Origin of the sequence: Leptotrichia sp. oral taxon 498 (assembly GCF_002240055.1) — a bacterium.
Classification (GTDB): Bacteria; Fusobacteriota; Fusobacteriia; order Fusobacteriales; family Leptotrichiaceae; genus Leptotrichia; species Leptotrichia rugosa.
Genome location: NZ_CP016753.1, coordinates 1,345,965 through 1,371,649 on the forward strand (window position 1 = coordinate 1,345,965; position 25,685 = coordinate 1,371,649).

Annotated in this window: 35 protein-coding genes and 1 pseudogene; all 36 read left to right on the forward strand. The window is 29.9% G+C overall.

The annotated features are described in order from the left end of the window. Positions 1-12: 12 nt before the first annotated feature. Positions 13-1,734: a biosynthetic-type acetolactate synthase large subunit gene (ilvB, locus tag BCB68_RS06670; RefSeq protein WP_094080066.1), complete on the forward strand. Its 1,722-nt coding sequence runs from the start codon at positions 13-15 to the stop codon at positions 1,732-1,734. After that, positions 1,727-2,215 (forward strand): acetolactate synthase small subunit, encoded by a 489-nt coding sequence (gene ilvN / locus BCB68_RS06675; RefSeq protein WP_018498824.1) that lies wholly within the window; start codon positions 1,727-1,729, stop codon positions 2,213-2,215. The genes ilvB and ilvN overlap by 8 nt, the downstream gene beginning before the upstream one ends. A 120-nt stretch (positions 2,216-2,335) precedes the next feature. Next, complete coding sequence (locus BCB68_RS10910) at positions 2,336-2,731, forward strand: class I SAM-dependent methyltransferase (protein WP_237048586.1); 396 nt, start codon at positions 2,336-2,338, stop codon at positions 2,729-2,731. Positions 2,732-2,738: 7 nt separating this feature from the next. Then, positions 2,739-3,086 (forward strand): hypothetical protein, encoded by a 348-nt coding sequence (locus BCB68_RS10915; protein ID WP_237048587.1) that lies wholly within the window; start codon positions 2,739-2,741, stop codon positions 3,084-3,086. Between the two features lie 61 nt (positions 3,087-3,147). After that, positions 3,148-3,714, forward strand: a complete 567-nt coding sequence (locus BCB68_RS10715) for a hypothetical protein (protein WP_094080067.1) — start codon at positions 3,148-3,150, stop codon at positions 3,712-3,714. Between the two features lie 133 nt (positions 3,715-3,847). Then, positions 3,848-4,252, forward strand: a complete 405-nt coding sequence (locus tag BCB68_RS10985) for an aspartate/glutamate racemase family protein (protein ID WP_269466917.1) — start codon at positions 3,848-3,850, stop codon at positions 4,250-4,252. Continuing rightward, positions 4,233-4,538: an aspartate/glutamate racemase family protein gene (locus BCB68_RS10990; RefSeq protein WP_269466918.1), complete on the forward strand. Its 306-nt coding sequence runs from the start codon at positions 4,233-4,235 to the stop codon at positions 4,536-4,538. The genes BCB68_RS10985 and BCB68_RS10990 overlap by 20 nt, the downstream gene beginning before the upstream one ends. Before the next feature lie 51 nt (positions 4,539-4,589). Beyond that, positions 4,590-5,240, forward strand: coding sequence for a restriction endonuclease (locus tag BCB68_RS06695; protein ID WP_094080068.1), 651 nt, complete (start codon positions 4,590-4,592; stop codon positions 5,238-5,240). Beyond that, a complete protein-coding gene (locus BCB68_RS06700; protein ID WP_094080069.1) occupies positions 5,230-6,687 on the forward strand; it encodes a hypothetical protein in 1,458 nt (485 codons plus the stop codon). The genes BCB68_RS06695 and BCB68_RS06700 overlap by 11 nt, the downstream gene beginning before the upstream one ends. Positions 6,688-6,717: 30 nt before the next feature. Beyond that, positions 6,718-8,226 carry a 2-isopropylmalate synthase gene (locus tag BCB68_RS06705; RefSeq protein ID WP_094080070.1) on the forward strand — a complete coding sequence of 503 codons (1,509 nt, stop codon included), beginning with the start codon at positions 6,718-6,720 and terminating at the stop codon, positions 8,224-8,226. A 22-nt stretch (positions 8,227-8,248) separates the two neighbouring features. Then, positions 8,249-9,274 carry a PDDEXK nuclease domain-containing protein gene (locus tag BCB68_RS06710; RefSeq protein WP_094080071.1) on the forward strand — a complete coding sequence of 342 codons (1,026 nt, stop codon included), beginning with the start codon at positions 8,249-8,251 and terminating at the stop codon, positions 9,272-9,274. 297 nt (positions 9,275-9,571) lie between these two features. Continuing rightward, positions 9,572-10,138: an NAD(P)H-dependent oxidoreductase gene (locus BCB68_RS06715; protein WP_094080072.1), complete on the forward strand. Its 567-nt coding sequence runs from the start codon at positions 9,572-9,574 to the stop codon at positions 10,136-10,138. A 14-nt stretch (positions 10,139-10,152) separates the two neighbouring features. Next, entirely contained in the window at positions 10,153-10,512 is a 360-nt protein-coding gene (locus BCB68_RS06720; protein WP_157697364.1) for a hypothetical protein, read from the forward strand. Positions 10,513-10,686: 174 nt separating this feature from the next. Further along, positions 10,687-11,178, forward strand: coding sequence for a hypothetical protein (locus BCB68_RS06725; RefSeq protein WP_094080074.1), 492 nt, complete (start codon positions 10,687-10,689; stop codon positions 11,176-11,178). A gap of 35 nt (positions 11,179-11,213) precedes the next feature. Further along, entirely contained in the window at positions 11,214-12,068 is an 855-nt protein-coding gene (locus tag BCB68_RS06730; protein ID WP_094080075.1) for a metallophosphoesterase, read from the forward strand. A gap of 185 nt (positions 12,069-12,253) precedes the next feature. After that, complete coding sequence (locus tag BCB68_RS06735; protein WP_237048727.1) at positions 12,254-12,550, forward strand: Rid family hydrolase; 297 nt, start codon at positions 12,254-12,256, stop codon at positions 12,548-12,550. A 200-nt stretch (positions 12,551-12,750) separates the two neighbouring features. Then, the gene (locus BCB68_RS06740) at positions 12,751-13,152 is read left to right on the forward strand and encodes a hypothetical protein (RefSeq protein ID WP_006803822.1); all 402 of its coding nucleotides are present in this window, start codon (positions 12,751-12,753) and stop codon (positions 13,150-13,152) included. 1 nt (position 13,153) lies between these two features. Next, a complete protein-coding gene (locus BCB68_RS10975; RefSeq protein ID WP_257789797.1) occupies positions 13,154-13,279 on the forward strand; it encodes a hypothetical protein in 126 nt (41 codons plus the stop codon). Then, positions 13,254-13,928: a Fic family protein gene (locus BCB68_RS06745; protein WP_094080076.1), complete on the forward strand. Its 675-nt coding sequence runs from the start codon at positions 13,254-13,256 to the stop codon at positions 13,926-13,928. The genes BCB68_RS10975 and BCB68_RS06745 overlap by 26 nt, the downstream gene beginning before the upstream one ends. Before the next feature lie 61 nt (positions 13,929-13,989). Continuing rightward, positions 13,990-15,408: a 3-isopropylmalate dehydratase large subunit gene (gene leuC / locus BCB68_RS06750; RefSeq protein ID WP_094080077.1), complete on the forward strand. Its 1,419-nt coding sequence runs from the start codon at positions 13,990-13,992 to the stop codon at positions 15,406-15,408. 54 nt (positions 15,409-15,462) lie between these two features. Continuing rightward, on the forward strand, positions 15,463-15,726 hold the full coding sequence (locus BCB68_RS06755; RefSeq protein WP_094080078.1) for a hypothetical protein: 264 nt from the start codon (positions 15,463-15,465) through the stop codon (positions 15,724-15,726). A gap of 128 nt (positions 15,727-15,854) precedes the next feature. Beyond that, positions 15,855-16,952, forward strand: a complete 1,098-nt coding sequence (locus tag BCB68_RS06760) for an RNA-guided endonuclease TnpB family protein (RefSeq protein ID WP_094080079.1) — start codon at positions 15,855-15,857, stop codon at positions 16,950-16,952. Between the two features lie 205 nt (positions 16,953-17,157). Next, entirely contained in the window at positions 17,158-17,733 is a 576-nt protein-coding gene (leuD, locus tag BCB68_RS06765; RefSeq protein ID WP_094080080.1) for a 3-isopropylmalate dehydratase small subunit, read from the forward strand. Between the two features lie 17 nt (positions 17,734-17,750). Beyond that, on the forward strand, positions 17,751-18,290 hold the full coding sequence (locus tag BCB68_RS06770; RefSeq protein ID WP_094080081.1) for a hypothetical protein: 540 nt from the start codon (positions 17,751-17,753) through the stop codon (positions 18,288-18,290). A 34-nt stretch (positions 18,291-18,324) separates the two neighbouring features. Further along, the gene (locus BCB68_RS06775; RefSeq protein ID WP_094080082.1) at positions 18,325-19,125 is read left to right on the forward strand and encodes a DUF2262 domain-containing protein; all 801 of its coding nucleotides are present in this window, start codon (positions 18,325-18,327) and stop codon (positions 19,123-19,125) included. A 199-nt stretch (positions 19,126-19,324) separates the two neighbouring features. Next, positions 19,325-19,699 (forward strand): hypothetical protein, encoded by a 375-nt coding sequence (locus BCB68_RS06780; protein ID WP_094080083.1) that lies wholly within the window; start codon positions 19,325-19,327, stop codon positions 19,697-19,699. Between the two features lie 428 nt (positions 19,700-20,127). Continuing rightward, positions 20,128-20,598, forward strand: a complete 471-nt coding sequence (locus tag BCB68_RS06785) for a hypothetical protein (RefSeq protein ID WP_094080084.1) — start codon at positions 20,128-20,130, stop codon at positions 20,596-20,598. An 18-nt stretch (positions 20,599-20,616) separates the two neighbouring features. After that, a complete protein-coding gene (locus BCB68_RS06790; RefSeq protein WP_094080085.1) occupies positions 20,617-21,672 on the forward strand; it encodes an alpha/beta hydrolase family protein in 1,056 nt (351 codons plus the stop codon). 120 nt (positions 21,673-21,792) lie between these two features. Beyond that, complete coding sequence (locus BCB68_RS06795; RefSeq protein ID WP_232049853.1) at positions 21,793-22,050, forward strand: endonuclease; 258 nt, start codon at positions 21,793-21,795, stop codon at positions 22,048-22,050. A gap of 35 nt (positions 22,051-22,085) precedes the next feature. Further along, positions 22,086-22,544, forward strand: a complete 459-nt coding sequence (locus BCB68_RS06800; RefSeq protein ID WP_094080087.1) for a hypothetical protein — start codon at positions 22,086-22,088, stop codon at positions 22,542-22,544. Between the two features lie 105 nt (positions 22,545-22,649). Further along, positions 22,650-22,913: a type II toxin-antitoxin system RelB/DinJ family antitoxin gene (locus BCB68_RS06805; protein WP_094080088.1), complete on the forward strand. Its 264-nt coding sequence runs from the start codon at positions 22,650-22,652 to the stop codon at positions 22,911-22,913. A gap of 3 nt (positions 22,914-22,916) precedes the next feature. Beyond that, positions 22,917-23,192 (forward strand): type II toxin-antitoxin system YafQ family toxin, encoded by a 276-nt coding sequence (locus tag BCB68_RS06810; RefSeq protein ID WP_094080089.1) that lies wholly within the window; start codon positions 22,917-22,919, stop codon positions 23,190-23,192. Positions 23,193-23,206: 14 nt separating this feature from the next. After that, entirely contained in the window at positions 23,207-23,992 is a 786-nt protein-coding gene (locus tag BCB68_RS06815; protein ID WP_094080090.1) for a hypothetical protein, read from the forward strand. 29 nt (positions 23,993-24,021) lie between these two features. Further along, positions 24,022-24,108, forward strand: a pseudogene (locus BCB68_RS06820) (type II toxin-antitoxin system mRNA interferase toxin, RelE/StbE family); the annotation flags it as partial. Between the two features lie 14 nt (positions 24,109-24,122). Then, a complete protein-coding gene (locus BCB68_RS06825; RefSeq protein WP_094080091.1) occupies positions 24,123-24,569 on the forward strand; it encodes an OmpA family protein in 447 nt (148 codons plus the stop codon). A gap of 46 nt (positions 24,570-24,615) precedes the next feature. Next, positions 24,616-25,674, forward strand: a complete 1,059-nt coding sequence (gene leuB / locus BCB68_RS06830) for a 3-isopropylmalate dehydrogenase (RefSeq protein WP_094080092.1) — start codon at positions 24,616-24,618, stop codon at positions 25,672-25,674. Positions 25,675-25,685 lie beyond the last annotated feature (11 nt).

The window sequence follows — 25,685 nt, forward strand, 5'->3', positions numbered from 1 at the left end:
GTGGTTTAAAAAATGAGTGAAACTAAAATGATTAACGGTGGAAGAATGTTATTGGAATCGTTACACAGATTAGGAATAACGGATATTTTCGGGTATCCTGGAGGAGCGATAATTCCTATATTTGATGAAATATATAGTTATGATAAAATAAATTACTATTTTGCTAGACATGAACAAGGGTTATCTCATGCGGCAGATGGTTATGCGAGAGTTTCTGGAAAAGTGGGAGTTTGCCTTGCAACTTCAGGGCCTGGTGCAACGAACTTAGTAACTGGGATAATGACAGCACATATGGATTCTGTGCCAATGATAGCGATAACCGGACAAGTTAGATCAAATTTATTGGGAAGAGATGCTTTTCAGGAAACTGATACCGTAGGGATTACAATGCCGATTACGAAGAGTAATTATCTTATTCAGAATGTAAAAGAAATACCAAGAATTGTAAAAGAAGCTTATTATATCGCAACAACAGGAAGACCGGGACCAGTTCTTATTGATATTCCAAATGACATTCAAGTTCACAAAATTCCATATGCTGAATTTGAAAGATTATTTGAGGAAAAAATTGAGCTGGAAGGATATTCACCAACTTATGAGGGACATCCAGTTCAAATAAAAAGGGCTATAAAATTGATAAAAGAAGCAAAAAAACCATTAATAATTGCAGGAGCAGGAGTTTTAAAATCGAAAGCGTCGAAAGAACTGTTTGAATATGCCGAAAAGACACAGACACCTGTGGCTATGACATTGCTCGGATTGGGAGCGTTTCCTGGTTCACATGAGTTGTCGCTTGGAATGCTTGGAATGCATGGAACTGTGCCTGCAAATTATGCGACTGATGAAGCGGATTTAGTAATTGCTGCCGGAGTTAGATTTGACGACAGAATTGCTGGAAATCCTAGTAAATTTATTGAAAATGCGAAAGTAATTCACATTGATATTGATCCAGCGGAAATTGATAAAAATAAAAGAGCTGATGTGCCAATCGTTGGGGACTTAAAACACGTGTTGTCTGAAATTAATCAGGCAGTTGAGCCACAAACTCATAGAGAATGGGTTGAAAAAGTTATTGAGTGGAAAAAAGAATATCCATTAGGGCACAGAAAAGTTGGAGAGGATAAATTGCTTCCACAAGAAGTTTTACAAGCGATTAACGATATTTTAAAAGGGGACGCAATTATAGTAACCGATGTTGGTCAGCATCAAATGTGGGCTGCTCAATATTTTACCTATCAAAATCCTGATTCAATCGTAACTTCAGGAGGAGCTGGTACAATGGGATTCGGACTTCCTGCAGCAATTGGAGCACAAATTGGAGCACCTGATAAAAAAGTTGTGTTAATCGTTGGCGATGGTGGTTTTCAGATGACAGTGCAGGAATTAATGATGATTAAACAGTACAACTTGCCAGTAAAAGTTGTTATTTTAAACAATTCTTATTTGGGAATGGTTAGACAATGGCAAGAATTATTTAAGGATAGAAGATACTCGTTTGTTAATTTAGAAGTAAATCCAGATTTTATAAAAATTGCGGATGCTTATGGAATTAAAAATGCGAAATTGACAAATAAAGAAGATTTGAGAACAAAATTAAAAGATTTGATATTATCTGATGAAGGTGTGTTAATCGAATGTGTTGTTGAAAAAGAAGAAAACGTATTTCCAATGATTCCAGCTGGAAAAACTGTAAGTCAAATGATCGGAAAGAAAGGTGAGTTAGAAAATGAATAGAGAGCATGAAATTTTAATAATTGCGAAAAATACCGATGGAATTGTGTCAAGAATAATGTCTTTATTCAACAGAAGGGGATATTCGGTTTTAAAAATGACAGCAGGAGTTACAAATAAGCCTGGTTATGCCAGATTGACTTTGACAGTTGACGGAGATGACAAGACATTAAATCAGATTCAAAAGCAAGTTTATAAAATTGTGGATGTTGTAAAAGTAAAAGTATTCCCGGTTGAAAATGTCATAAGAAGAGAATTGATGTTGATAAAAGTGAAATCTGCTCCAGAAACTAGGGCACAAATTGTTCAAGTTGCTGATATTTACAGAGGAAAAGTGCTAGATGTGTCGCCAACTTCGTTAGTTATCGAACTTACAGGGGATGTGAAAAAATTGCGTGGATTTGTGGAAATAATGCACAATTACGGAATTTTGGAAATCGCAAAAACTGGAGTTGTAGCAATGAGCCGTGGAGAAAAATTATAAAATTTTAGAAATTTTGAAATAAGTTTTGAGCTTAAATATTAGGAAAATAGAGATTTTTTGCTAAAGTAAAAATTCTTGTTGAAAATAAAATAGGAATAGTACAGAAAGAAGGTACAAAAAATGAGTGTGAGTCAGCATTGGGAAAAGGAAAAGTATGAGAAGAATGCACGATTTGTTTCTGATTACGGAGAAGAACTGATAGAATGGCTGAGTCCCCAAAAAGATGAATATATTTTGGATTTGGGCTGTGGAGACGGGGTATTGACCAAAAAAATTTCAGAATATGGGTGCAAAGTTTTGGGACTGGATGGAAGCCAGAAATTTGTTGAAGCAACTAGAAAATTAGGAGTTCATGCAATACAAGGCGATGCACAGAATATGAAATTTGAAAATGAGTTTGATGCGATTTTTTCCAATGCGGCGCTACATTGGATGACTAATCCAGAGAAAGTAATGGAAGGAGTATCTCGAGCCTTGAAAAAAAGGCGGACGTTTTGTAGCCGAAACGGGCTGTAAAGGAAATGTGGGAAAAATAGAAAATGCAATGTTTGAAGTTGCAGAAAAACATAATTTTAAAACTGTAAAATGCTGGTTTTTTCCGACAGAAAAAGAAAAAACAGAATTACTTAATAAATATGGCTTGAAAGTGAAAAGAATGATAAGTTTTTCTCGTCCAACTTTACTTCCTACTGGAATAAAAGGATGGCTACAAACCTTTTCTGCACCTGCTTTTGTGAATATTCCAAAAGAGATGCACGAAAAATTGATTGATGAAATAGCTGAAAAAGTAGAAAAAGAACTTGAAAAAAATGAAAATGGACAAATTATAGCTGATTATGTGAGATTGAGATTTGAGGCTGTGAAGGAATAGTATAAATTTTATTTTTTAAGGAAAGATGAAATAAACAGAATATTGAAAGGAATGTAATATTATGAAAAAATTAATCTTGATTTCTTTGTTGTCACTATTGATTAATTCATGCGTTCCACTTGTTGGAGGATTTCTTGCTTGGAAAACAACGTACCCTGTTTTTGGTGAAAAAATAATAAATGGGATAGAAAGAAAAAAAATGTATAAAAAAAGTGGAATTTATGCTATTACTAAAGAAGAGTATAAAAGAGGTGTTTTGTTAGCAATGGATGATATAAAAAATAGAAAAATAGTGGATCAAGGCGCTCGGGATGTTTTTCCTGAGAATACTGAACTAATGTTTAATGATGTGCCGAACAAACAATACTGGTATATAAAAGATTTGAAAACAGGTTATGGAATTCCTGTTATAACGAATTTTAGATGTACAGATGAATATGGGAATACAACTATGTTTAGTGTAGAGGTTCTTGATAAAAATGAACTTTCAGAAAACGGAGTAGATGATGAAACTATAAAAAAGGTTTATGAATTAGGAGAAAATATTGCGGATAAAATCAGAAAAACAAGTCCAAAAAGATTTTCACAAACGAGTTGTAAAAAAAGTGATTTTGAATCAGTTAAATAAATTGATGAAATAACAGAAAAAGTTGAAAAGGAACTTGAAAGAAATGAAAATGGACAAATTATAGCTGATTATGTGAGATTGAGATTTGAGGCTGTGAAGGAATAGTTATTTTTATTTTGAGAGGATGATAAAATTGAAAACAATAGGACTAATAGGAGGAATGAGCTGGGAAAGTACAGTAACTTATTATAAAATAATAAATGAAACTGTGAAAGAAAAATTAGGTGGACTTCATTCGGCTAAATGTATATTATACAGTGTGGATTTTCAGGAAATAGAAGAATGTCAGGCAAACGGCAACTGGGAAAAAAGTGGAGAAATTTTAGGAGAGGCTGCTAATAATCTTGAAAAAGCGGGAGCAGACTTTATAGTTATTTGCACAAATACAATGCACAAGGTTATTAACCAGATTAAAGAAAAAATCTCCATTCCAATATTGCATATCGCCGAAATGACAGCAGAAAAAGATATTAGAAAAAGGATTAAAAAATATAGCATTGCTTGGAACAAAATATACGATGGAACAGGATTTTTATAAATCGAAACTTATTGAAAAAGGGATAAATGTTATAATTCCTGATAAAAATGATGTAGAAATTATAAATAAAGTAATATATGATGAACTTTGTCTTGGAACTATCAATTCTAATTCAAAAAAGAAATTTTTAGAAATTGTTGATAAACTTAGAAGTAAAGGGGCAGAGGGTATAATACTAGGATGTACTGAAATAGGGCTTCTTATAAAAAATGAGGATACCGATGTTCCATTGTTTGATACAGCGGTTATTCATGCAGAAGAGGCGGCGGTTTATTCTATATTGTAAGAATAGCTTTTAAATTAAGTTGAAAAAATTAATTAGAGAAAAGGAGGGGATATGAATATAAATTTAATGAAGGAAGCAGTGGAATTTTCAGAATTGCAAAGTAAAATTTCTCATAATAATTTATATGGAGTTACTGATGGTAAAAAAGTTGGAACTTATATTGAAAAATTATTTCAAAAGTTTTTAGAAGATAAATACGGAGATTTAGGAACAGGAAATTCTGCAAAAGGAATTGATTTGCCTGGGTTAAATACAGATATAAAAGCAACTTCCATAGTACAGCCACAATCATCTTGTCCTTATAGAAATGCTAGACAAAAGATATTTGGATTGGGGTATAATTTAATTGTATTTGTTTATGAAAAAAAGGATTACATTGACAATGATCAAAGATTATGTAAAATAAATTTTAAATATATCACTTTTATAGAAAAACATAGAACGGCAGATTACACAACTACACAAATGCTAATAAATATGAAAAATGCAGGTGCTAATAAAGAGGATATAGTGTCTTATTTAAACGATAGAAGAATTCCAGGAGACGAGATAGAGCATAATATGATAGCTGAAGAGATTTTGAAAAAACCATTTGAACAAGGATATTTAACTGTTTCAAATGCTTTACAGTGGAGATTGCAGTATAAAAGAGTAATTGAGTTAAATAATCAAATAGAAGGTGTTTACAATTATGTTAGATAACAAAAAAGAATACGGTGATTATCAAACTCCTTTAGATTTTGCAATTACAGTAGTAAAATATATAAAAAATAATTATGATTTTACACCAGATTTTATAATAGAGCCTAGTTGTGGAATAGGAAATTTCTTTGAAGCTTCAAAAAAATATTATAAATCAGAAATGTTTGGAATAGAAATAAATAAAAATTATTCAGATACTGCAAAAAAGAACAATCCAAAAGCAATAATTTATAATGAATCCATATTTAGTTACAAGTGGGACAAAGATATGGAAAAATTTGGCAAGACATTAATACTTGGAAATCCACCTTGGGTGTCTAATACAGAATTAGGAAAATTTGGTTCTAAAAATTTACCTCAAAAAACAAATTTAAAAAAATACAAAGGATTAGAAGCATTATCAGGAATGTCTAATTTCGATATTTCAGAATCAATTATTTTAAATTTATTAAATAAATTCTCAAAAAGAAAATTCATATTAGCTATGTTATGCAAAAAAAGTGTTGCGATTAATATCTTTAAGGAATTATACAGAACTAGCTATAAAAGTGGAAATATAAAAATAATTAATTTTGATTCAAAAAAAATATTTAATATCAGTGTACCTGCCTGCCTTTTGATTATTGATTGTTCGAGTGATACCAAAGTTCAAAATGAAGTGAATATTTATAATTTTAACAATAGTTATGTAGATACAATAGGATATGCTGATAATAAATTTTTTCTAAATACTAATTACAGTTCTGATTTAGATGGAAAGTGTGAATTTGAATGGAGGCAGGGAATAAAGCATGACTGCTCTAAAATTTGTGAATTAGAATTAAATAAAAAAAATTATATGAATGGATTAAAAGAAAAAGTAGAAATAGAAGAAGATTTAGTATATCCATTAATAAAAAGTAGTCATATTAAAAATTTTAAAGAAAATGTTTTTAAAAAATATGTTTTAGTAACTCAAAAAAAAATGAAAGAAGATACTTTATGGATAAAGGAGAAATATCCTAAAACTTGGAATTATCTTGAAAAACATAAAGATAATTTTATGAAACGAAAAAGTTCAATTTATAAAAAAATGCCACAGTACAGTATGTTTGGAATAGGTGATTATAGTTATATGAAATATAAGGTTGCAATATCAGGATTTTATAAAGATCCAATATTTAAAGTAATTTTTTCTGAAAAACCTGTCATGGTTGATGACACTTGCTATTTTTTAGCTTTTGAAAATAAAAAAGATGCAGAGATTGTTTGTGATGTGTTAAATTCAACGGAAATAATTAGATTTTTAAAATCCATATCAGATATGACAGCAAAAAGACCATTTACAAAAAAGGTTTTATCAAGAATAGAATTTAAAAAATTTAATTATGAGATTTTAAATTACACAGAAAAAGAAATTTTGGATTTTAAAATTAGAAATGGATTGTATATAAATAAATTATTTTAAAAAATTAAGTTTATAGAGAGGGAGATAAATATGAAACATATTAAAATATTTGATACAACACTAAGAGATGGAGAACAGACACCAAGAGTTAATCTTAACGCACAGGAGAAATTGAGAATTGCAAAACAGCTTGAAAGTCTTGGAGTGGATATAATTGAAGCTGGGTTTGCTGTGGCATCGCCTGGGGATTTTGAAGCGGTTAAGATGATTTCGGAAAATGTAAAGAATTCGACAGTTTGTAGTTTATCAAGAGCTGTGAGAAAGGATATTGAGGCAGCGGGAAAAGCTTTAGAAGGTGCGGCAAAACCTAGAATTCATACATTTATTGCGACTTCGCCTATTCACAGGGAATTTAAGTTGAAAATGACAAAAGAGCAAATTCTTGAAAGAGTAAAAGAAATGGTGGAACTTGCAAAATCATTTGTTGATGATGTTGAATTTTCTTCGGAAGATGCGACTAGAACTGAAAAGGAATTTTTAGTGAAAGTGTATGAAACAGCTATAAAAGCTGGAGCGACTACACTTAATGTGCCTGATACTGTGGGTTACAGAACTCCGAATGAAATGTTTGAACTTATAACTTATTTGAGAAAAAATGTAAAAGGAATTGAAAATGTGGATATTTCGGTGCATTGCCATGATGATCTGGGACTTTCGGTTGCAAATTCGGTTGCGGCGATTCAAGCTGGAGCAACTCAGATTGAATGTACAATTAATGGACTTGGGGAAAGAGCTGGAAATACTTCACTTGAAGAAATTGCGATGATTTTGAAAACAAGAAAAGATTTATTTGAAGAATATTACACAAACATTGACTCAAAACAAATTTATCCAACAAGTAAATTAGTAAGCCTTTTGACAGGAGTTTCAACACAGCCAAATAAAGCAATCGTTGGAGCGAATGCCTTTGCACACGAATCAGGAATTCATCAGCACGGAGTTTTAGCAAATCCTGAAACTTACGAAATTATGAGTCCAGAATCTGTTGGAAGAAATCCAGACAGCTTAGTACTTGGAAAACATTCAGGAAAACACGCTTTTGTACAAAAATTAGAATCGCTAGGATTTAATCATGTCGGAAGTGACAGAGTGGAAGAATTATTTGCACAGTTTAAAAAATTGGCAGACAAGAAAAAATATGTTTTAGATGAAGATATTATCGCATTAGTTGCTGGAGATGCGGCAAAAATCGAAGGAAGAATAAAACTTACTCACTTTGAAATTTCAAGACAGGAAGGGAAAAAACCAAAAGCTACAGTTACAATCGACTTGGATGGAGAAAAATTGGTTAAAGAAGCTCTTGGAGATGGACCAGTTGATGCAGCTTACAATGCAGTAAACTTAGCAGTGAGCGACACTTTTGTCTTGGAAGAATATAAATTGGAAGCAATTACAGGAGATACGGATGCACAGGCACAGGTTGTTGTTATAATTGAGAAAAATGGAAACAGATTTATTGGTAGAGGACAAAGTACGGATGTAGTTGAGGCTAGTATTAAGGCTTATATTAATGGGATAAATAGACTTTATAATAAGTAATTTTAAAAGGGAGGGGATTTTGATGGAAATATCAAATAATTACATTAATGAAATAAAGACAATACTTAAAAATGCTAGACAAAAAGCATATACCGCTGTAAATTCGGCTATGGTGGAAGCATATTGGAAAATCGGTAGACGAATTGTAGAAGAAGAACAGAGTGGAAGAGAAAGAGCAGAATACGGGAAAGAAATTATCAAAAATTTATCAAAAGAATTGACAGAAGAATTTGGAAAAGGTTTTGGTGAAAGAAATATTCGGAATATTAGACAGTTTTATGTGCTATTTTCAGATTATGAAAAATGGAAATCACTGATTTCCAAATTAACTTGGACACACATTCAAAAAGTTTTAAGAGTTTCCAATGAGAAGGCCAGAATATTTTATCTGACAGAAGCAGCCGAAAATATGTGGTCTGTAAGAACATTAGATCGAAATATATCTACACTTTATTATAATCGTATTGTTGCAAGTATCGATAAAAAGACGGTTGAAAATGAAATGAAAGAGAAGACAAAAAAACTACAAGCAAAAGAATTTATAAAAAATCCAGTAGTGTTGGAGTTTCTAGATTTACCAACAAATATGTCTTATACAGAAAATGAATTAGAAAAAGCACTAACAGATGATATTCAAAAGTTTATGATGGAACTTGGAAAAGGTTTTGCATTTGTGGAAAGGCAGCAGCATATTCGTACAGAAAATTCAGATTTTTATATAGATTTGGTATTTTATAACTATATTTTGAAATGTTTTGTTATAGTAGAGTTAAAAACAGGAAAATTAACACATCAGGATATAGGACAGCTTGATATGTATGTCAGAATGTACGATGATTTGAAAAAACAGGAAAATGATAATTCGACAATAGGGCTTCTTCTTTGTACAGATACAGATAGTACCGTTATAAAATATTCAGTCTTGAATGATAATAAAAATCTTTTTGCAAGTAAATATGTAAATTATCTTCCTAGTGAAGAAGAATTGATAAATGAAATTGAAAGGCAAAAAATATTGTTTGAAATAAATAATGAAGTGGATTTGTAGAAATTAAAAAGATAAAGATATTGATTTTAATGATGGGAATTTTTTTTGTTAATTCCTATTTTAGCATTAATTTATGCACATTATGAGTTTTATTTCTGGAGTAGGAGGAGCTGTGAAAGGAGTGTTTATCAGATTTTTTGCAAAGCCTGAAATTGCGGTGTTTACTTTGAGAAGAAGTTGAGATAGAAATTAAATAATATTTTGATTAAAAGAAAAAAATTGTAATTTTCAGATGACTCTAAATAAATATATTTTTAGATTTTATAGAGATTATTTACAGAAAGAAGGAATTTTAAAATGAAAACAATAGTTTTTGCACATCCATGGAATGGAAGTTTCAATAAAGCAATTTTAGATAAAGTAGTGGAAAAACTTGATGAAACAAAAGAAAAATATACAATTATAGATTTGAATAAAGATGGATTTAATCCTGTGATGACAGAAGAAGAATTGTCTTTGTATTCACAAGGGAAAAGTATTGATCCTTTAGTGGAAAAATATCAGGAAATATTGAAAAATACTGATGAATTGATACTTGTATTTCCAATTTGGTGGATGTCAATGCCTGCAATATTAAAAGGATTTTTTGACAAAGTTATGGTTAAAGGCTTTGCATACGAAAATACACAGAATGGAATAAAAGGTTTTTTAACTAATATAAAAACAGCAAAAATGATAACAACTGCTACAGCACCAAAATTTTTGTTAAATATAACAGGTTTTGGGATTACGATGAAAAAGGCTAATCTTGGTGGAGTTGGGATTAAGAAAACGAAATGGATTCATTATAGTTTGAGAATGCAAGGAGAAGACGAAGATAGAAAGAAATTTCTTGAGAAGGTTGGGAAATTTATGAGTGAATGAGAAAAGGGGGAGAAATGTTTATATTTAAAATTATAATTGTGATTTTCGGTTTAATAGAAATTATGACAAATGGTTATTACCTTTTTGGGAAAGATAAAATAATAAAGGCTAAATTGCAGCATAGAGAATTACCTGAAGAAATCACAGTTTTTCAACTTAAAGTAAAAGTAATATTGATGTTTTTAAGCGGCTCTCTGTTTTTTATAACAGGAATAGCATCTTTCTTTAAAGAAAAAGAATATTTATTATTTTTATCATTAATTTTCTTTAATTTGTACGCTTTGTGTGAAGCTTTATATTATAGATATTGGAAAGTATTTGGCTTTTTTATAGTTTCAGTTTTTATGACATTGATTTATATTTTTTTAAGGTAATAATTACATAAAATAAGGAGTTTTATATTATGAAAAAGGAATTGTCTTGCTGGATTATATTATTTGTGCGATAGTTCTTGATGATAATCCTAATGAGTAAAATATTTTTGAAAAAAAGAATTTGATTTTTGAAATTCTTAAATAGTTAAATAAAAAATTAGGTGGAGAATAAAAATGAAAAAAGTATTTTTTTGGATATTCTATGTATTGTTTTTATCATTTTTTGATATTGGTTTAACGATTGCGAGGACATCTTGGATAATGGTTGATAGCAGATTTTATGACTTTTTGTCAAATTTTAATATAAAAAATGAGTGGATTTTGGAAAAGTTATTGCTGCTACCGGAGTTATTATTCATTATTATTAGTTTGATTTTCGCTTACTTAGTTTCAAAAATAAAAGTCAGTAAAAAAAGTCTTTTAATTCCACCATTAATTATAGTAACAATAAAAGCAGCAATATTTTTAATATGGGCTAGTTCTATTATGTCAAGTCCTGAAATGGATGAAATGGGACAGGGAGGAGTCTTTGTATTTATTATAATATATGGCTTTGGAAGTTATGCTGGAATGATGGATTTTATATTTTATCTGGGACTGCTATTTAATCTATTTAAGCGAAAAAAAAGTAAAAACAAAAATGATAAAAATAAATCTGTTTCTTAAAATATTTTTTTATTTAACAGTAGCGAGGAGAAAAAATGAAGACAAAAAGTTGGATTCTTAATGTTTTGTATGTTTTTTTAACAATAATTATTGTGCTTTTGATTGTGTTTTTGATTGATTCACATTATGAATATAAACAAATAAAAATTAAAATGATTGAGATAAAATCGAAAGATATTCCAAAGGAGTTTGATGGCAAGAGAGTGCTGTTTGTAGCAGATTTTCAGTATGATACGATGACACGGTATAATAGAAAACAGCAGAAAAAGGCGATTGAGCTGATTAATGCACAAAAAAAGGATATGATACTGCTGGGGGGAGATTATACGACTTGGGAGAAAAATATTCCTAAGTTTTATGAGGATGCGAAGGATATAAAGATTCCAGAACTTGGAGTGTATGCGATTTATGGGAATCATGAATATCCAGGTGAAAAGGAAACTGCTGAAAATATGAAAAAACTTGGATTTAATCTGCTCGTAAATGAAAATAGGAAAATAACAATTAACAATGAAAATATATATATTGCAGGAGTAACAGACTTGTGGCATGGAAAGCCTGATGCGAAAAAGGCTCTTGAAGGTACAAAAAAAGAAGATTTTGTATTGTTTTTGACTCACAATCCTGAATATTTTGAACAGATGTCAGAAGATGAAAAGGAAAAAACTGATGTGATTTTAGCGGGACACAGTCATGCTGGACAAGTTACTTTTTTTGGAAAAATCATTATGTCGGCAGTAAAAGATAAAAAGAAATATGGCTATGGAATGAAAGAGTACGGAGGACATAAAATTTATATTACCTCAGGGCTAGGAGGAGCATTTCTTGAGATGTTTATTCGATTTTTTGCACAGCCTGAGATTGTGATTTTTGAACTTAAAAGAGGATAAAAAATAATAAAATTTTGTTATAATCTTTTTGACAAACCAGAATATGAATGTTATTATTGAAAAAATAAGAGAAGTATGAGAATTTGAAAGGAATTAAATTAATGAGAAAAAATATAGGTGGAAATTCTCCTTGGTAGGACATTGTAGGATATTCGAGAGCAGTAAGGATAGGAAATATTTTTGAAATAGCAGGAACAACAGCTGTCAAGGATGGAAAGCCTTATGCGGCAGGAAATGCTTATGAACAGACAAAATATATTCTTGAAAATATAAAAAAAGTTCTTGAAAAGGAAGAATTAGGGTTAAAAAATGTTATTAGAACAAGAATGTTTGTTACAGATATTTCAAAATGGGAAGAATATGTAAGAGCATATGGAGAATTTTTTAGGGACATTAAACCAGTTGCAACAATGGTAGAGGTGTCTTTATTAATTGATAAGGAATTGATGATAGAAATAGAAGTAAGTGCAGTTGTTGATTAAGAAATAAATAGAAAAGTTATAAATCTCAAAATTAGAGAGAAAATAAAATAAAACAATTTGAAAAAAAATCGAAATATAAATATAAATATAAATGTTTTTATTGTGAAAAGGTAATCTTGGAAGATGAAATAAAAATTCAATATAAAAAATTTAAAGAAAGGAGCTTGTATAATGTAACTATATTATACAAGGAAAAGCCGATGCCTAAAATAATTATAGAATCAAAAATATCTTCTAATGGTGGAGGAGATAAGTTTAAATTAAAAATAAATGATGAAAAAATTGTAGAAGTAAAATTTAATGAAAAAACAGAAATTGATGTAGACTATGGAGAACAAACGCTTCAAGTATGCAATAATTTTTTAATAAAAACTCCTAAAAAAGTTATAAATGTGGAATCAGATAATCAAAACTACAGAATAACACTTCATTTTAAAGCATGGGGAATTATTTTTATCTTTCAGATTCTAATGGCAGTGTTAATTATGAATATACATCAAGCAGCCGTTTTTATTGCAATTCCAATATTTATTTTAGAAATTTTGATTCTAATTTTTATGGGAATGTTTGAAATAAAAGAAGTTAAAAGAAAGGAAGATTAGAATGACTAGAATTGATGAGAGAGTAAAAGATAGAATATTTGTTGCACTAGATTATGATAATATGGAAGATGCAAAAAGACTTGTAGAGAAACTTGGAGAAAATGAATATAAAAAATATAAATTATGAATATTTTTTAGATTTATCAGTAAGAATAACATATCACTCAAATGCGATTGAAGGAAATACATTGACACTAAATGAAACTGCTACGATTATTTTAGGTAGTACGATATCTGGAGGTAAGAGTATTCGTGAGGTTTTTGAAGTTTTGAATCACAAAAAGGCAATTGACTATATGTTGACTGAACTTGCGAATGACCAAAAATTGGATATTTATGTGATTAAAAATATAAATAAGGAAATTTTAGACAGGTTGAATGATAATGCTGGAAATTTTAAAAATAGCAGTAATGCAATAATTGGTGCAGATTTTCAAACTTCTACACCAAGTCAAGCACCAGTTCTTACAAAAAATTGGATTGAAAACTTGAATTATCGGTTGGAATTGTGTAAAACTGATGATGAAAAGTTGCTGGAAATTTTAAGTTCACATATAGAATTTGAAAGAATTCATCCTTTTAGCGATGGAAATGGGCGAACAGGAAGGCTGATTATGCTGTATTTGTGTTTTCAGGAAAATATAAGTCCATTTGTGATTGAGAAAAATGACAGAGCTTTGTATATGAACTATTTGAGGGAACAAAATGTGAATATTATTTTTGATAAAGTGAAGGAATTACAACAATTTGAAAAGAAACGAATGGAACAATTTTAAATAGGTTAATAAATTAAAAAATATAAATAAGAAATTTGGAGAGAAAATCGGAGGAGAAAAAATGTCAGAAATTAAAAATAAAGAGAAAAAACCAAAAACTTTGTTTGATAAAGTTTGGGAAAAACATGTGATTACGGGAGAACCTGGGGAAGCACAACTTTTGTATATTGATTTGCACTTGATTCATGAAGTTACTTCGCCACAGGCGTTTTCAGGATTGAGAATTGCAGGGAGAAAGGTTAGAAGACCTGACTTGACATTTGGGACAATGGACCATAATACGCCGACAATTATGGCTGACAGAATGAATATTAAAGATAAAGTTTCAAAGGCACAGCTAGATGCGTTGGCAGCTAATTGCAAAGAATTTGGGATTGAACTTGTGGATATGTTTAATGAAAATAACGGAATTGTGCATATGGTGGGGCCTGAACAAGGACTTACGCAACCTGGAAAAACTGTAGTTTGTGGAGATAGCCACACTGCGACTCACGGAGCTTTTGGAGCTTTGGCGTTTGGAATTGGTACGAGTGAAGTGGAACATGTTTTGGCTACACAGACAATTTGGCAAAAGAAACCAAAAACAATGGGAATTGAGATTACTGGAAAATTGCAAAAAGGTGTTTATGCGAAAGATATTATTTTACATATAATTAAGACTTATGGAATTGGACTTGGAAATGGATATGCCTTTGAGTTTTTTGGAGATACGATAAGAGGGCTTTCGATGGAAGAAAGAATGACAATTTGTAATATGGCAATTGAAGGAGGAGGAAAATCAGGAATTATCGCACCTGATGAAACTACTTTTGAATATGTAAAAGGAAGAAGATTTGCACCAAAAGGCGAAGAATTTGATAAAAAAGTGGCTGAATGGAAAGAATTGTACACAGATTCTGTAGATGCGTTTGACAAATACATAAAAGTTGATGTTTCAAACCTTGAGCCACAAGTTACTTGGGGAACAAACCCTGAAATGGGAATTAATATTACTGAAAAATTTCCAGAAATCAGAGATCATAATGATGAAAAAGCATACGAATATATGGGCTTAAAACCAGGACAAACTCCATTTGACATACCTTTAAAGCACGTATTTATCGGTTCTTGTACAAATGGAAGGCTGAGCGATCTGGAAATTGTCGCAAAAATTGTAAAAGGAAAGAAAGTTGCACCAAATATTACAGCAGTTGTAGTTCCTGGCTCACAAGTTGTAAAAAAAGCGGCTGAAGAAAACGGAATTGCACAAATCTTGAAAGATGCGGGATTTGAATGGAGAGAAGCTGGATGTTCCACTTGTCTTGGAATGAACCCTGACTTGATACCAGCTGGAGAGCATTGTGCTTCAACTTCCAACAGAAACTTTGAAGGACGGCAAGGAAAAGGAGCAAGAACTCATCTGGTAAGTCCTGCAATGGCTGCTGCTGCTGCAATTTATGGGAAATTTGTGGATGTAAGAGAATTGGATGAAGTGAAATAATTTGATGTTAAAGAATTTTAAATAATTTATACAAAATAGAAAGAGATAAATAAAATGAATAAAAATGAAATGATTAAGGAAGTGCAACAACAATTTGGATATGATGAAAATTTTTCTCAGAAGGTTATAAATATTTTTGAAAGTTGCTCAGAAATAGGGCAAAAAGGGAAAGATCAAGTTGTAAGTCGTTATGTAAAAGAGTTAAATATTGGTGAAACCGAAGCAAACAATATTTTTGATTGTGTCCTTAATTTAACAAAAAGACAGCAAGAAGTCGTAGGCTTTCTACAAGTGGGAGATGAATTGCTTTTTTTGTAAAAAAATTGAAAAAAGGATACATCCATGATACAATTTTTGTATAAAATATCGAAGAGACGTTATAAATAATAAAATTTCTAAAGAAATAATTAGAAATAATATTCAAAATCAAAAGGAGGTGTAATTTTATGAAATATAATTTAGCATTCAAATACAGAATTTATCCAAATAAGGAACAGAAATTATTGATAAACAAGACTTTTGGATGTGTTCGTTTTGTTTACAATACGATTTTGTACACTGCGAATAAATTTTATGAAGAAACCGGAAAAAATAAAATAATTACACCTGCCAGTTTGAAGAGTGAAAATCAATTTTTGAAAGAAGTGGACAGTCTGGCACTTTCAAATGCTCAATTGAATGTGAGACGATCGTTTACGAATTTTTTTCAGAAGAGAGCGAAATTTCCAAGGTTCAAATCTAAAAAGAATAATGTTAAAAGTTATACAACAAATTGTGTGAATAATTCGATACGAATTGAGGAGAATAAATATTTGGTCTTGCCAAAATTGAAAAGAATAAAATTAAAATATCATAGAGAAATACCAAAGAATTATAGAATAAAGTCGGTAACATTGACAAACAGTAATGGAAATTACTATGTTTCTATTTTGACAGAATTTGAAAAAGAAATACAAAAAATGCCAAGTAATGATAAAGTGATTGGACTTGATTTTTCAATGTCTGAATTATTTGTCAGCTCTGAAAACCAAAGGGCTGATTATCCAAGATATTTTAGGATGTTGGAGAAAAAATTGAAAAAATTACAGAAATCATTGTCAAGAAAAGTAAAATTTTCTAAAAATTGGTATAAGCAAAAAGCGAAAATATCAAAGTTACATGAGTATATTAAAAATTGTCGAAAAGATTTTCTGCATAAATTATCAAAAAAATTGTCTGAAGCGTATAATGCTGTAGTTGTTGAGGATTTGAATATGAAAGGGATGAGTCAGTCATTAAATTTTGGTAAAAGTATAGGAGATAATGGATGGGGAATGTTTTTGAAAATGCTTGAGTACAAGTTGATGTTTTTAGGGAAACAATTTTTGAAGATAGATAAGTGGTTTCCATCGTCGAAAACTTGCAGTAAATGTGGAAATATTAAAGAGGAACTGAAATTATCAGAAAGAAGTTATAAATGTGAGTGCTGTGGAATTGAAATTGACAGAGATTACAATGCGGCATTGAATATAAAAAATATTGGAAAAGAAATGTTGAAATATTAGGAAATAAAAAAACAGGGCAGGGACTGTCCGAAGAGCTTGGTAAATATATTTGGCTAGCAAAAGCAGATACTTCCCAAGAAGCTCCCGCTTCTAAAAGCGGGAGTAGTTCACTCAAAAAAGGGATAAAAGACAAGTTGAAAAATCCTTTTAAAAAATAGCTAAAAATGGGATTTTTATACATAGAAAAAATGAAGGAGAATAAAATATGAAACCATTTACAAAATATGAAGGAACAATCGTTCCAATAATGAATGACAATATTGATACGGATCAATTAATTCCAAAACAATATTTAAAAAGTATCGAAAAAACAGGATTTGGAATACATGTTTTCGATGAGTGGAGATACAACGAAGATGGGTCTGACAATATGGATTTTAACTTAAATAAGCCAGAATACAAAAATGGGACAATTTTGATTACAGGAGATAACTTTGGCTGTGGTTCAAGTAGGGAGCATGCGGCTTGGGCATTGCAGGATTATGGTTTTCACGTTATTGTGGCTGGAGGATATTCAGGAATTTTCTACATGAACTGGTTAAACAATGGGCATCTGCCAATAACTTTGCCAGAAGCAGACAGAGTCGAATTATCAAAATTGCCTGGAGATGTGAAGGTTACAGTTGATTTGGAAAATAACAAATTGATTGCGAATGGGAAAGAATATGTTTTTGAGCTGGAAGAAAGCTGGAAACAAAGACTACTTAAGGGACTGGATTCAATTGGATTGACTTTACAGCATGAAGATGAAATTAGAAAATACGAAGAAAGTCATAAGTAGTTAAAAAAGGAGTAAAAATGAAAAATTGGGAAATCATAGATGGAGAGCATACTCGTAAAGTGATGTGGATAAATCATGAAATAGAAATGAAATTGTACTGTAATGGTGAAGATGACATTGATGAAGAGAAAATTGATGAAATAAAAGTCGAAGAAATGGTTGAAAAAATTTTAGAAAAGAAAGAATACTGGGATACAAAGTGTAAAAATTTGTTTGTTGATGAATTTGTTGACTGGTTTAATGAGGAAAAATGGGTAAAGCCTGAATATGCCGAAATTTACTATGAAACAAATAGTATTGATGAAGTGGAGAAAAAATTGCTTAAAATTATTGGAAAAGAAGATACAGAAGAAATTATGAAGAATAATTTTTTAACAAAAGAAGCATTTAAAAAGTTGCTTGATAATGAAGATATGGAAATAGTAATTGATTATAGTGAGGTAGAAGAAAATTCTAATTTTACAATAGCTATGCATGAAAAATTATTTTTTGTTGATAAAATGTTTTATGCTTGTTGTAATTTTAATGGTGAAATAGACGAGTATTATATGGACTAACTTTCTTAAATTTTTTTAGAAAGGAAAATCAGATATGGAAATTCAGGATTTTCGAGAAAGTTCACATAGCAGTTATTTTAAAGAATGGTATGGGAAAGTTATTTGGAAAGGTGAAGAAATACGAGTAAGTCTAACAATTTCAAAAAAATGTGATAATGTTGAACTTGAAAAAGAAAAAATGCTTAAAATTTTGGAAGAATTGTATCTTAATCAGGATGAATGGAATAAAAAAGTGAAAAATACGATGGTTAAGTATTTTTATGATGTGCTGAATGATGATTTTTTTGATGATGGAGCATTTCCAGAGTATCCAACTTGCTATGATATGTTATTTGAAATTTTAAAAAACGATTTTACAAAAGAAGAAGCTGAAAAGGCATATAAAAATAATATATTTCCAATAGACAAGTTTAAAAAATATATTTTTGTTGAAAGTATTGAAATAACAAGTGAAGGAAATTTTTATTTTGAAGTAGTTGATGATTATATAGTTGTAGGGGATAATTGGATTTGGTTAAAAGGGAACATTGATAAGGGATTTTTGGCTGCAAGTTTTAATGCTCTTTTTGAGTTTGTTGATGATTTGGAATTAAACGATAAATTTTCTACGATATTTAGAGAGAAGACAAAAATACATTCAATGTGGTTAAGCAAGTGGGGAGAGCCAAGAGAAGGATTGGCAAAATTTTATTATAGTAATCATAATTTAGCAATAACTGGAAATTATAAAGCTGGGAAAAAAGAGGGAATTTGGAAATTCTATGATGAGGATGGGAAATTGACTAAAAAGGTTAATTATGTTAATGATATTGCTGAGGAAGAAGTTGTTTATTGAAATAATAGAATAAAAATTAGAAAGAAAAATTTAAAAGATGGTAGAAAAATCAAAAGAACAATTAAAAATGGAAGAATATTTTAAACAAAATGGGATAGAGTATGATAAAAATTTTGTTTATGGTATTAATTAAAAAAGAAAGAAATTTTGAATTTGTAACTGAAATTTTTTGTATTTTGCGAAGGGAGAATATTGATTTATGTTTTCAATATTAGGTGCAGTATTATTTGGAGTTATAGCAATTATGACAGTTCTTGTTGCCTGCGGTTTGCCTCTGGGCGAATTTACAATGGGTGGACAACATAAGATCTTACCTAAGAAATTTAGAGTTATGGCAGTCATTTCAGTGGCTATTCAAATTTTTGCAATGATAATTATTTTGCAAGCCGGAGGTTTTATTTCCTTGTGGCTGTCTTTTAAGGTTACTAAATATATTTGTTTCTTCTTTGCTGCCTACCTATCTCTGAATACTATTATGAACATGATTTCAAAAAGCAGGAAAGAAAAATATGTTATGACTCCGCTTTCACTTATAACCGGAATATGTTTTTGGATAACGGCATTTCAGATGTAGTATGTAAAATGAGGATAATCTACAGTGCGTCAAATTTGGAATTTAAAGTAAAAAATACGTATAAAAAAAATTTATTTTTAGTATTGATTATTTATAAGCTCATGTATTTTTAAATATATATACAAATAAAACATTACATTTTTTGGATTGGTACTATTTAATAACTATTTTATTTATATTTTTAGCATTATGCAGTAGATAAAAAATCTAAAAAGAATATATTAATCCTATATGGGATTTCAACTTAATTCACAAAATTTAAAAAATATAATAGAAACTATTTATTGCATATGTCTTTTTGAAAAACTTATATTATGATGAATTTTATGATGAGGATGGGAAATTGACTAAAAAGGTTAATGATGTTGCTGAGAAGGAAGTTGTTTATTAAAATAATAGAATAAAAATTAGAAAGGAAAATTTAAAAGATGGCAGAAAAATCAAAAGAACAGTTAAAAGTAGAAGAATATTTCAAGCAAAATGGGATAGAATATGATAAAAATTGTATTTATGGTATTAAAAGGGAAAGAAATTTGAATTCATTTTTGATGATGGGGCTTATTGGATTATTGATGAAAACGGGGATGAAACCGTGCTATATACTATTTAATGAAAATGAGATATTGTTTTTTGCAGTTGGAATGCTCGGGGGAATTAAAGAATTTTTGACAAGGATAGATGTTGAGGATATAGAAAAAATTGATTTGAAAAAGGGAATTTTAAATTATAAATTGACAATAGTAGTAAGGGTAGGAGATAAAATAAAAAAAGAAATAATAAACTTTGCTCAAATCAATGGGAAGGCGTGGTGGATACAAAATAGAAATAACTTGATTGAAAGTGGTTATTTTGAAAGACTGGCTGAAAGAGTGAATGGAAGAAGAATGTTAGAACAATAAAAAAAGAAAGGCGACTTTATGAAAAAAATATTACTTATATCGTTAATTTTAGCAACTTTTGTACTATCTTGCGGAAATGGAGGCAAAAGTTCAAATGGAAATACAGAAGTCCAAAAGAGTGAGAAAAATAACAAAGAAATTGACAATAGTTTTGATTTTGAAATATATGGAGAAACATTGGAAGAGGCTCATAAAAATTTTAAGACAAAGATTGTCGATGGGCAAAAAACGGAATTTGTGCCAGATGGGAAACCAGGGATTCCGCCTAAAAACAGCAAGTTTTCATTGGTAAATTATCCATCAAAATTAGGAGAAATGCCAATGTACATTACAGCAAAAGAAAATAACGGGAAAAAATATCCAGCAATTATATATTTAAACGGTGGATTTGGTGGAATTGGAGATAGCAAATTTGATTGGGATGAAGAATCACCTAAAAATAATTATCAAGGAGCAGATGCATTTAAAAGAGATAATTTTGTACTTGCAATACCAAGTGTTAGAGGAGAAAATGCAAATCCTGGAAAATATGAAATGTTTTATGGGGAAATTGAAGACTTGGAAGAAGCTAGAAAATATGTGGCATCACTTCCTTATGTTGATTCAAATAGAATTTATCTCGTTGGACACAGTACAGGTGGAACAAAGGTATTGCTTTTGAGCGAATATTCAAAAGGTTTTCGAGCAGTTTTTGCAATGGGTGCTTTGCCAGATTTCTTTTGGGCGACAGAAAAACCGGATGAATATGGGGGAGTACCATTTGACTTGACAAACCCTAGAGAAATAGCAGTGAGATCATCACTCAGATATGTTCGTTCCATAACTTCACCAACATTCCACTTTGAAGGGCAAGAAGAAAGAAGAGATATTTTATTTGAGCCTATGCAAAAAGCCGCAGACAAATACAAAATACCATTCAAGAAATACCGAATTGCAGGTGGAGATCATTTTAACATCATTTATCCATTGACAACAATGATTGCACAGAAGATATTGGCTGATACAGGGGCGAAAACGAATATTCAGTTTACAGCAGAGGATTTGGAAAAAATTTCAAAAAATATTGTTAAATAGCAGATAATTTAATTTTAGAAATTTGATTGAAAATGAAAAATTGTCGATGTAAAAGTAGAAGATACGAGTTAGAAAATAAATTTCAAGTTTCAGATATAATCTGAAAAAAAGGAGATGTCTATGTGGTCAAAAGGAATTGAGTATAAAAAGCGAGAAAAAGAAAAACTTTCTAAAATAAGCTCAAAAGATTTACCATTTGATGTGTTTGTAAAAAATGGAGAATTAGTCAGCTGGAGAAGAAGTGGCTGGTGTAAGAGAGCTTATCAGTTTTACAAAAAAAGCTGTAATCGGAATTTTAGAAGAAATAAAAATCTTGAAACTTCAGTTAAAGGGAATTATTACAGAAAGTGTTATGAGTTGCAGTATGCTTGGATTTAGTAAAAAATTTTCAGATGACTAGGAGATAAAAAATTATGCGAACCATCAAAGAATGGAATAAAATAATAGAAAATTATTTTATTGAAAATAATGTTGAGTATGACAGAAATTATTTGTTTTTTTTTTCTAAAATCACTTTTATAAAAGTGTTTTTTGATAAAAATCTTATTTATGATTTTAACAAGGATTTAAGAGAAAGTATTATAGTTTTATTTAAGAAAGATAATATAGAAATATTTTCATGTGATATAACATTAAAAATGCCTTCAGGAATACAACTTTCGACTATAGGTAAAATGAGGAAAATAATCCCTCGGGAAAAAGTAAAGGTTTTAAAATTAGTAAAAAAAATAATGAGGTATAAATTATATTTTAAATTAGATAATAAAAGTAAAGCTTTTAGAATTGATATTTTTTTTAGATTTAATAAAAACTGGGTAGTTGAAAATATAAATTATTTGATAGAAAATAGATTAATAGATTTTAAAAAATGAAAAAAGTAAATTTTTTTTGAAAAAGTTAATTAAAATATTGATTTTTACACCATTTATTAATATAATTACATTGTATAACAAAAGTATTACAAAGGAGTGGTAAAAATGGCTACAGTAACAGCTAGAGTTGATGAAAATGTGAAAAAGGAAGCAGAAACTTTGTTTAAGAAAATGGGGCTTAATATGAGTACTGCTATGAATTTATTTTTGAAGAAGTGTATTTTGGAGCAGGGGATTCCGTTTGAATTGAAAGTGCCGAATAAGGAAACTTTAAAGGCAATGCAGGAAACTGATGATATTTTGAGTGGTAAAATTGAAAGAAAAGGGTATAATAGTGCTGAAGAATTATTTGAGGATTTAGGGGTTTAGTGGATGAAATTGACAATAAAGACGACCAAAAGGTTTGATAAGGACTTGAAAAAATTAAAGAAAAGAAAATATGATTTAATATTACTGGCACAGGTTATTAATAAATTATCTGATAGTGAAATTTTGCCTGAAAAATATAGAGATCATTATCTTGCTGGCGATTATAAAGGATTTAGAGAATGTCATATTCAACCTGATTGGCTCTTAATTTATAAAATTGAAAAAAATATTTTGGTTTTGACATTGTCGAGAACTGGGACACATTCGGATTTGTTTTAAGTTGGAGGAATTTCATGAAAAAGTTTATTTTATTTTGGCAGTTATTACTTGTGATAAATTTATTTTCTCAAGACGGAAATATCAAAGAATTTAATGATTCAAAAGGAAACATCTCTGGATATTCAATGACAGATTTTGATTTTAAAGGGTATTATAAAAAAATCAAAGAATTTGAAGAAAAAATTGAAAATGGTGATGTAAAAGCAATGAATAATTTAGCAAATTTTTATGCTAAAAATGACCAAACTGAACAAGCTGAAAAGTATTATAAAATGGCAATCCAAAAAGGTTCTAAAAAAGCTGAGAAAAATTTGAAGATTTTGGAAAAATTTCCACTTATGAGTGATCCGATGGTTATGGATGATTTGGCTTGGGATATTCCAATGGAAGATGCTAAAGGTGAGATAAAAATTGTAATTAGAGGATTTAAAGAAAATGGTAAAGATTTAAATGAGTATGAACGAAATAGAATGAAAGGTATTGTTAGAAAAATTTGGAATAAACTTTATGAAAGTGCAGATTTGGAATTTATTGGATATAATGATAATACAGAAAATAAAAAATTATCATTTGAAAGAGCTAAAAGACTTGCAGAGTTATTTCGTGAAAGTGGATTGAAAGATGAAATGCGAATTGTAAAAGTTTTGGGAAAAGGCTCTGAAAATTCAAGTGATACTAATGATACAGTAGAAGGAAGATATAATAATAGAAGAGTTGAAATTATTGGAAAAAATGTAGTTGAAAAAAATTTTGATTTAAGTTTATTTAATGAACTAAAAAATCAATTGGAAGATGAGTAATTTTCTTATATTTTAAAAAATTTTTTTAGCCTGATTGGCTCTTAATTTATAAAATTGAAAAAAATATCTTGGTTTTGACATTGTCGAGAACTGGGACACATTCGGATTTGTTTTGAGTTGGAGGAATTTTATGAGAAAAATTATTATTTTTTGTATATTTACAATTGTGAGTATCTCTTTTTCAATGTTAGGAGGACCTTGTAGTACGACAGAGAAAAAATGTGTTTTAAGAGGTTTTAAAGTTGATGGAAAAATAATAAACGAGAATGAAATATCAGAACTCAAAGAAATTGTAAATGTTTTAAATAAATTTGGAGAAAGTGGAACTGTAGATTTTATAGGGCACACTGATTCAAATGGGACAAAAAAATATAATCAAAAATTATCGTTGATAAGAGCTAGAAATGTTGCTAAATTATTTAGAGAATTTGGTTTAAAAGATACTATTTCAATTGGAGAAATAAGTGGTAAAGGAGAAGAGGATCCAGTTGATTTAAATGAGACAGATCAAGGGAAATATAGTAATAGAAGAGTAGAGGTTTTATTTAATAATTTAAAATGGAAAAATTTTGAATAAAAAAGTTAAAAAAGATGATATAAAAAATTTAGAAAGGAAGTAAAAAATGAACTACAAAATTGCAGTATTAAAAGGGGACGGAATTGGTCCAGAAATCGTTGATGAAGCGGTAAAAGTTTTGGATAAAATTGGAGAAAAATTTGGACATAAATTTGAGTATACGCAAGGGTATTTGGGAGGAGAATCTATTGATAAATATGGGGTTCCTTATTCCAAAGAAACTGCGAAGATTTGTAAAGAAAGTGACTCAATTTTGTTAGGGTCAGTTGGAGGGCCTAAATGGGATAATGTTGAGCCTGATAAAAGACCTGAAAAAGGACTTCTTGCGATAAGAAAAGACTTGGGAGTTTACACAAATTTAAGACCAGCCGTTTTGTTTAAGCAATTGAAAAGTGCTAGTCCATTGAAGGATGAAATAATTGGAGAAGGGCTAGATGTGATGATAGTTAGAGAGCTTACAGGAGGAATTTATTTCGGTCCTAGAGAATATTCTGATGAAAAAGCTATCGACACGTTGCCATATACAAAAGGGGAAATTGAAAGAATTGCAAAAAAAGCATTTGAAATTGCAAAATTAAGAAGGAAAAAAATTACAAGTGTGGATAAACACAATGTTTTAGATACTTCAAAATTGTGGAGAAAAACAGTAAATGAACTTGCAAAAGATTATCCAGAAGTGGAAGTTTCACACATGTATGTGGATAACGCTGCAATGCAATTGATTGCAAATCCAAGACAATTTGATGTAATTTTAACAGACAATATGTTTGGAGATATTTTGTCAGATGAGGCTTCAATGCTTACAGGTTCTTTAGGAATGTTGCCATCAGCAAGTTTAGGAGACGGAAAAGTTGGACTTTATGAGCCAAGCCACGGTTCAGCACCTGATATAGCTGGAAAAAATATAGCAAACCCAATCGCAACAATTTTATCAGCAGCAATGATGTTAAGATACGCGTTTAACTTGACAAAAGAAGCAGATGCGATTGAAAAAGCAATTGCAGAAGTATTGGAAGATGGCTTCAGAACAGCTGATATTTATACTGATGGAATGAAAAAAGTTGGAACAAAAGAAATGGGAAATGAAATTGTTAAAAGAATATAATTTTAGATGAT

Bases quoted from the DNA above. Each gene is read 5' to 3' on its own strand.
- ilvB (WP_094080066.1), top strand. From the start codon at position 13: ATGAGTGAAACTAAAATGATTAACGGTGGAAGAATGTTATTGGAATCG.
- ilvN (WP_018498824.1), top strand. From the start codon at position 1,727: ATGAATAGAGAGCATGAAATTTTAATAATTGCGAAAAATACCGATGGA.
- BCB68_RS10910 (WP_237048586.1), top strand. From the start codon at position 2,336: ATGAGTGTGAGTCAGCATTGGGAAAAGGAAAAGTATGAGAAGAATGCA.
- BCB68_RS10715 (WP_094080067.1), top strand. From the start codon at position 3,148: ATGAAAAAATTAATCTTGATTTCTTTGTTGTCACTATTGATTAATTCA.
- BCB68_RS10990 (WP_269466918.1), top strand. From the start codon at position 4,233: ATGGAACAGGATTTTTATAAATCGAAACTTATTGAAAAAGGGATAAAT.
- BCB68_RS06695 (WP_094080068.1), top strand. From the start codon at position 4,590: ATGAATATAAATTTAATGAAGGAAGCAGTGGAATTTTCAGAATTGCAA.
- BCB68_RS06700 (WP_094080069.1), top strand. From the start codon at position 5,230: ATGTTAGATAACAAAAAAGAATACGGTGATTATCAAACTCCTTTAGAT.
- BCB68_RS06705 (WP_094080070.1), top strand. From the start codon at position 6,718: ATGAAACATATTAAAATATTTGATACAACACTAAGAGATGGAGAACAG.
- BCB68_RS06710 (WP_094080071.1), top strand. From the start codon at position 8,249: ATGGAAATATCAAATAATTACATTAATGAAATAAAGACAATACTTAAA.
- BCB68_RS06715 (WP_094080072.1), top strand. From the start codon at position 9,572: ATGAAAACAATAGTTTTTGCACATCCATGGAATGGAAGTTTCAATAAA.
- BCB68_RS06720 (WP_157697364.1), top strand. From the start codon at position 10,153: ATGTTTATATTTAAAATTATAATTGTGATTTTCGGTTTAATAGAAATT.
- BCB68_RS06725 (WP_094080074.1), top strand. From the start codon at position 10,687: ATGAAAAAAGTATTTTTTTGGATATTCTATGTATTGTTTTTATCATTT.
- BCB68_RS06730 (WP_094080075.1), top strand. From the start codon at position 11,214: ATGAAGACAAAAAGTTGGATTCTTAATGTTTTGTATGTTTTTTTAACA.
- BCB68_RS06740 (WP_006803822.1), top strand. From the start codon at position 12,751: ATGCCTAAAATAATTATAGAATCAAAAATATCTTCTAATGGTGGAGGA.
- BCB68_RS10975 (WP_257789797.1), top strand. From the start codon at position 13,154: ATGACTAGAATTGATGAGAGAGTAAAAGATAGAATATTTGTTGCACTA.
- BCB68_RS06745 (WP_094080076.1), top strand. From the start codon at position 13,254: ATGAATATAAAAAATATAAATTATGAATATTTTTTAGATTTATCAGTA.
- leuC (WP_094080077.1), top strand. From the start codon at position 13,990: ATGTCAGAAATTAAAAATAAAGAGAAAAAACCAAAAACTTTGTTTGAT.
- BCB68_RS06755 (WP_094080078.1), top strand. From the start codon at position 15,463: ATGAATAAAAATGAAATGATTAAGGAAGTGCAACAACAATTTGGATAT.
- BCB68_RS06760 (WP_094080079.1), top strand. From the start codon at position 15,855: ATGAAATATAATTTAGCATTCAAATACAGAATTTATCCAAATAAGGAA.
- leuD (WP_094080080.1), top strand. From the start codon at position 17,158: ATGAAACCATTTACAAAATATGAAGGAACAATCGTTCCAATAATGAAT.
- BCB68_RS06770 (WP_094080081.1), top strand. From the start codon at position 17,751: ATGAAAAATTGGGAAATCATAGATGGAGAGCATACTCGTAAAGTGATG.
- BCB68_RS06775 (WP_094080082.1), top strand. From the start codon at position 18,325: ATGGAAATTCAGGATTTTCGAGAAAGTTCACATAGCAGTTATTTTAAA.
- BCB68_RS06780 (WP_094080083.1), top strand. From the start codon at position 19,325: ATGTTTTCAATATTAGGTGCAGTATTATTTGGAGTTATAGCAATTATG.
- BCB68_RS06785 (WP_094080084.1), top strand. From the start codon at position 20,128: ATGGCAGAAAAATCAAAAGAACAGTTAAAAGTAGAAGAATATTTCAAG.
- BCB68_RS06790 (WP_094080085.1), top strand. From the start codon at position 20,617: ATGAAAAAAATATTACTTATATCGTTAATTTTAGCAACTTTTGTACTA.
- BCB68_RS06795 (WP_232049853.1), top strand. From the start codon at position 21,793: ATGTGGTCAAAAGGAATTGAGTATAAAAAGCGAGAAAAAGAAAAACTT.
- BCB68_RS06800 (WP_094080087.1), top strand. From the start codon at position 22,086: ATGCGAACCATCAAAGAATGGAATAAAATAATAGAAAATTATTTTATT.
- BCB68_RS06805 (WP_094080088.1), top strand. From the start codon at position 22,650: ATGGCTACAGTAACAGCTAGAGTTGATGAAAATGTGAAAAAGGAAGCA.
- BCB68_RS06810 (WP_094080089.1), top strand. From the start codon at position 22,917: ATGAAATTGACAATAAAGACGACCAAAAGGTTTGATAAGGACTTGAAA.
- BCB68_RS06815 (WP_094080090.1), top strand. From the start codon at position 23,207: ATGAAAAAGTTTATTTTATTTTGGCAGTTATTACTTGTGATAAATTTA.
- BCB68_RS06825 (WP_094080091.1), top strand. From the start codon at position 24,123: ATGAGAAAAATTATTATTTTTTGTATATTTACAATTGTGAGTATCTCT.
- leuB (WP_094080092.1), top strand. From the start codon at position 24,616: ATGAACTACAAAATTGCAGTATTAAAAGGGGACGGAATTGGTCCAGAA.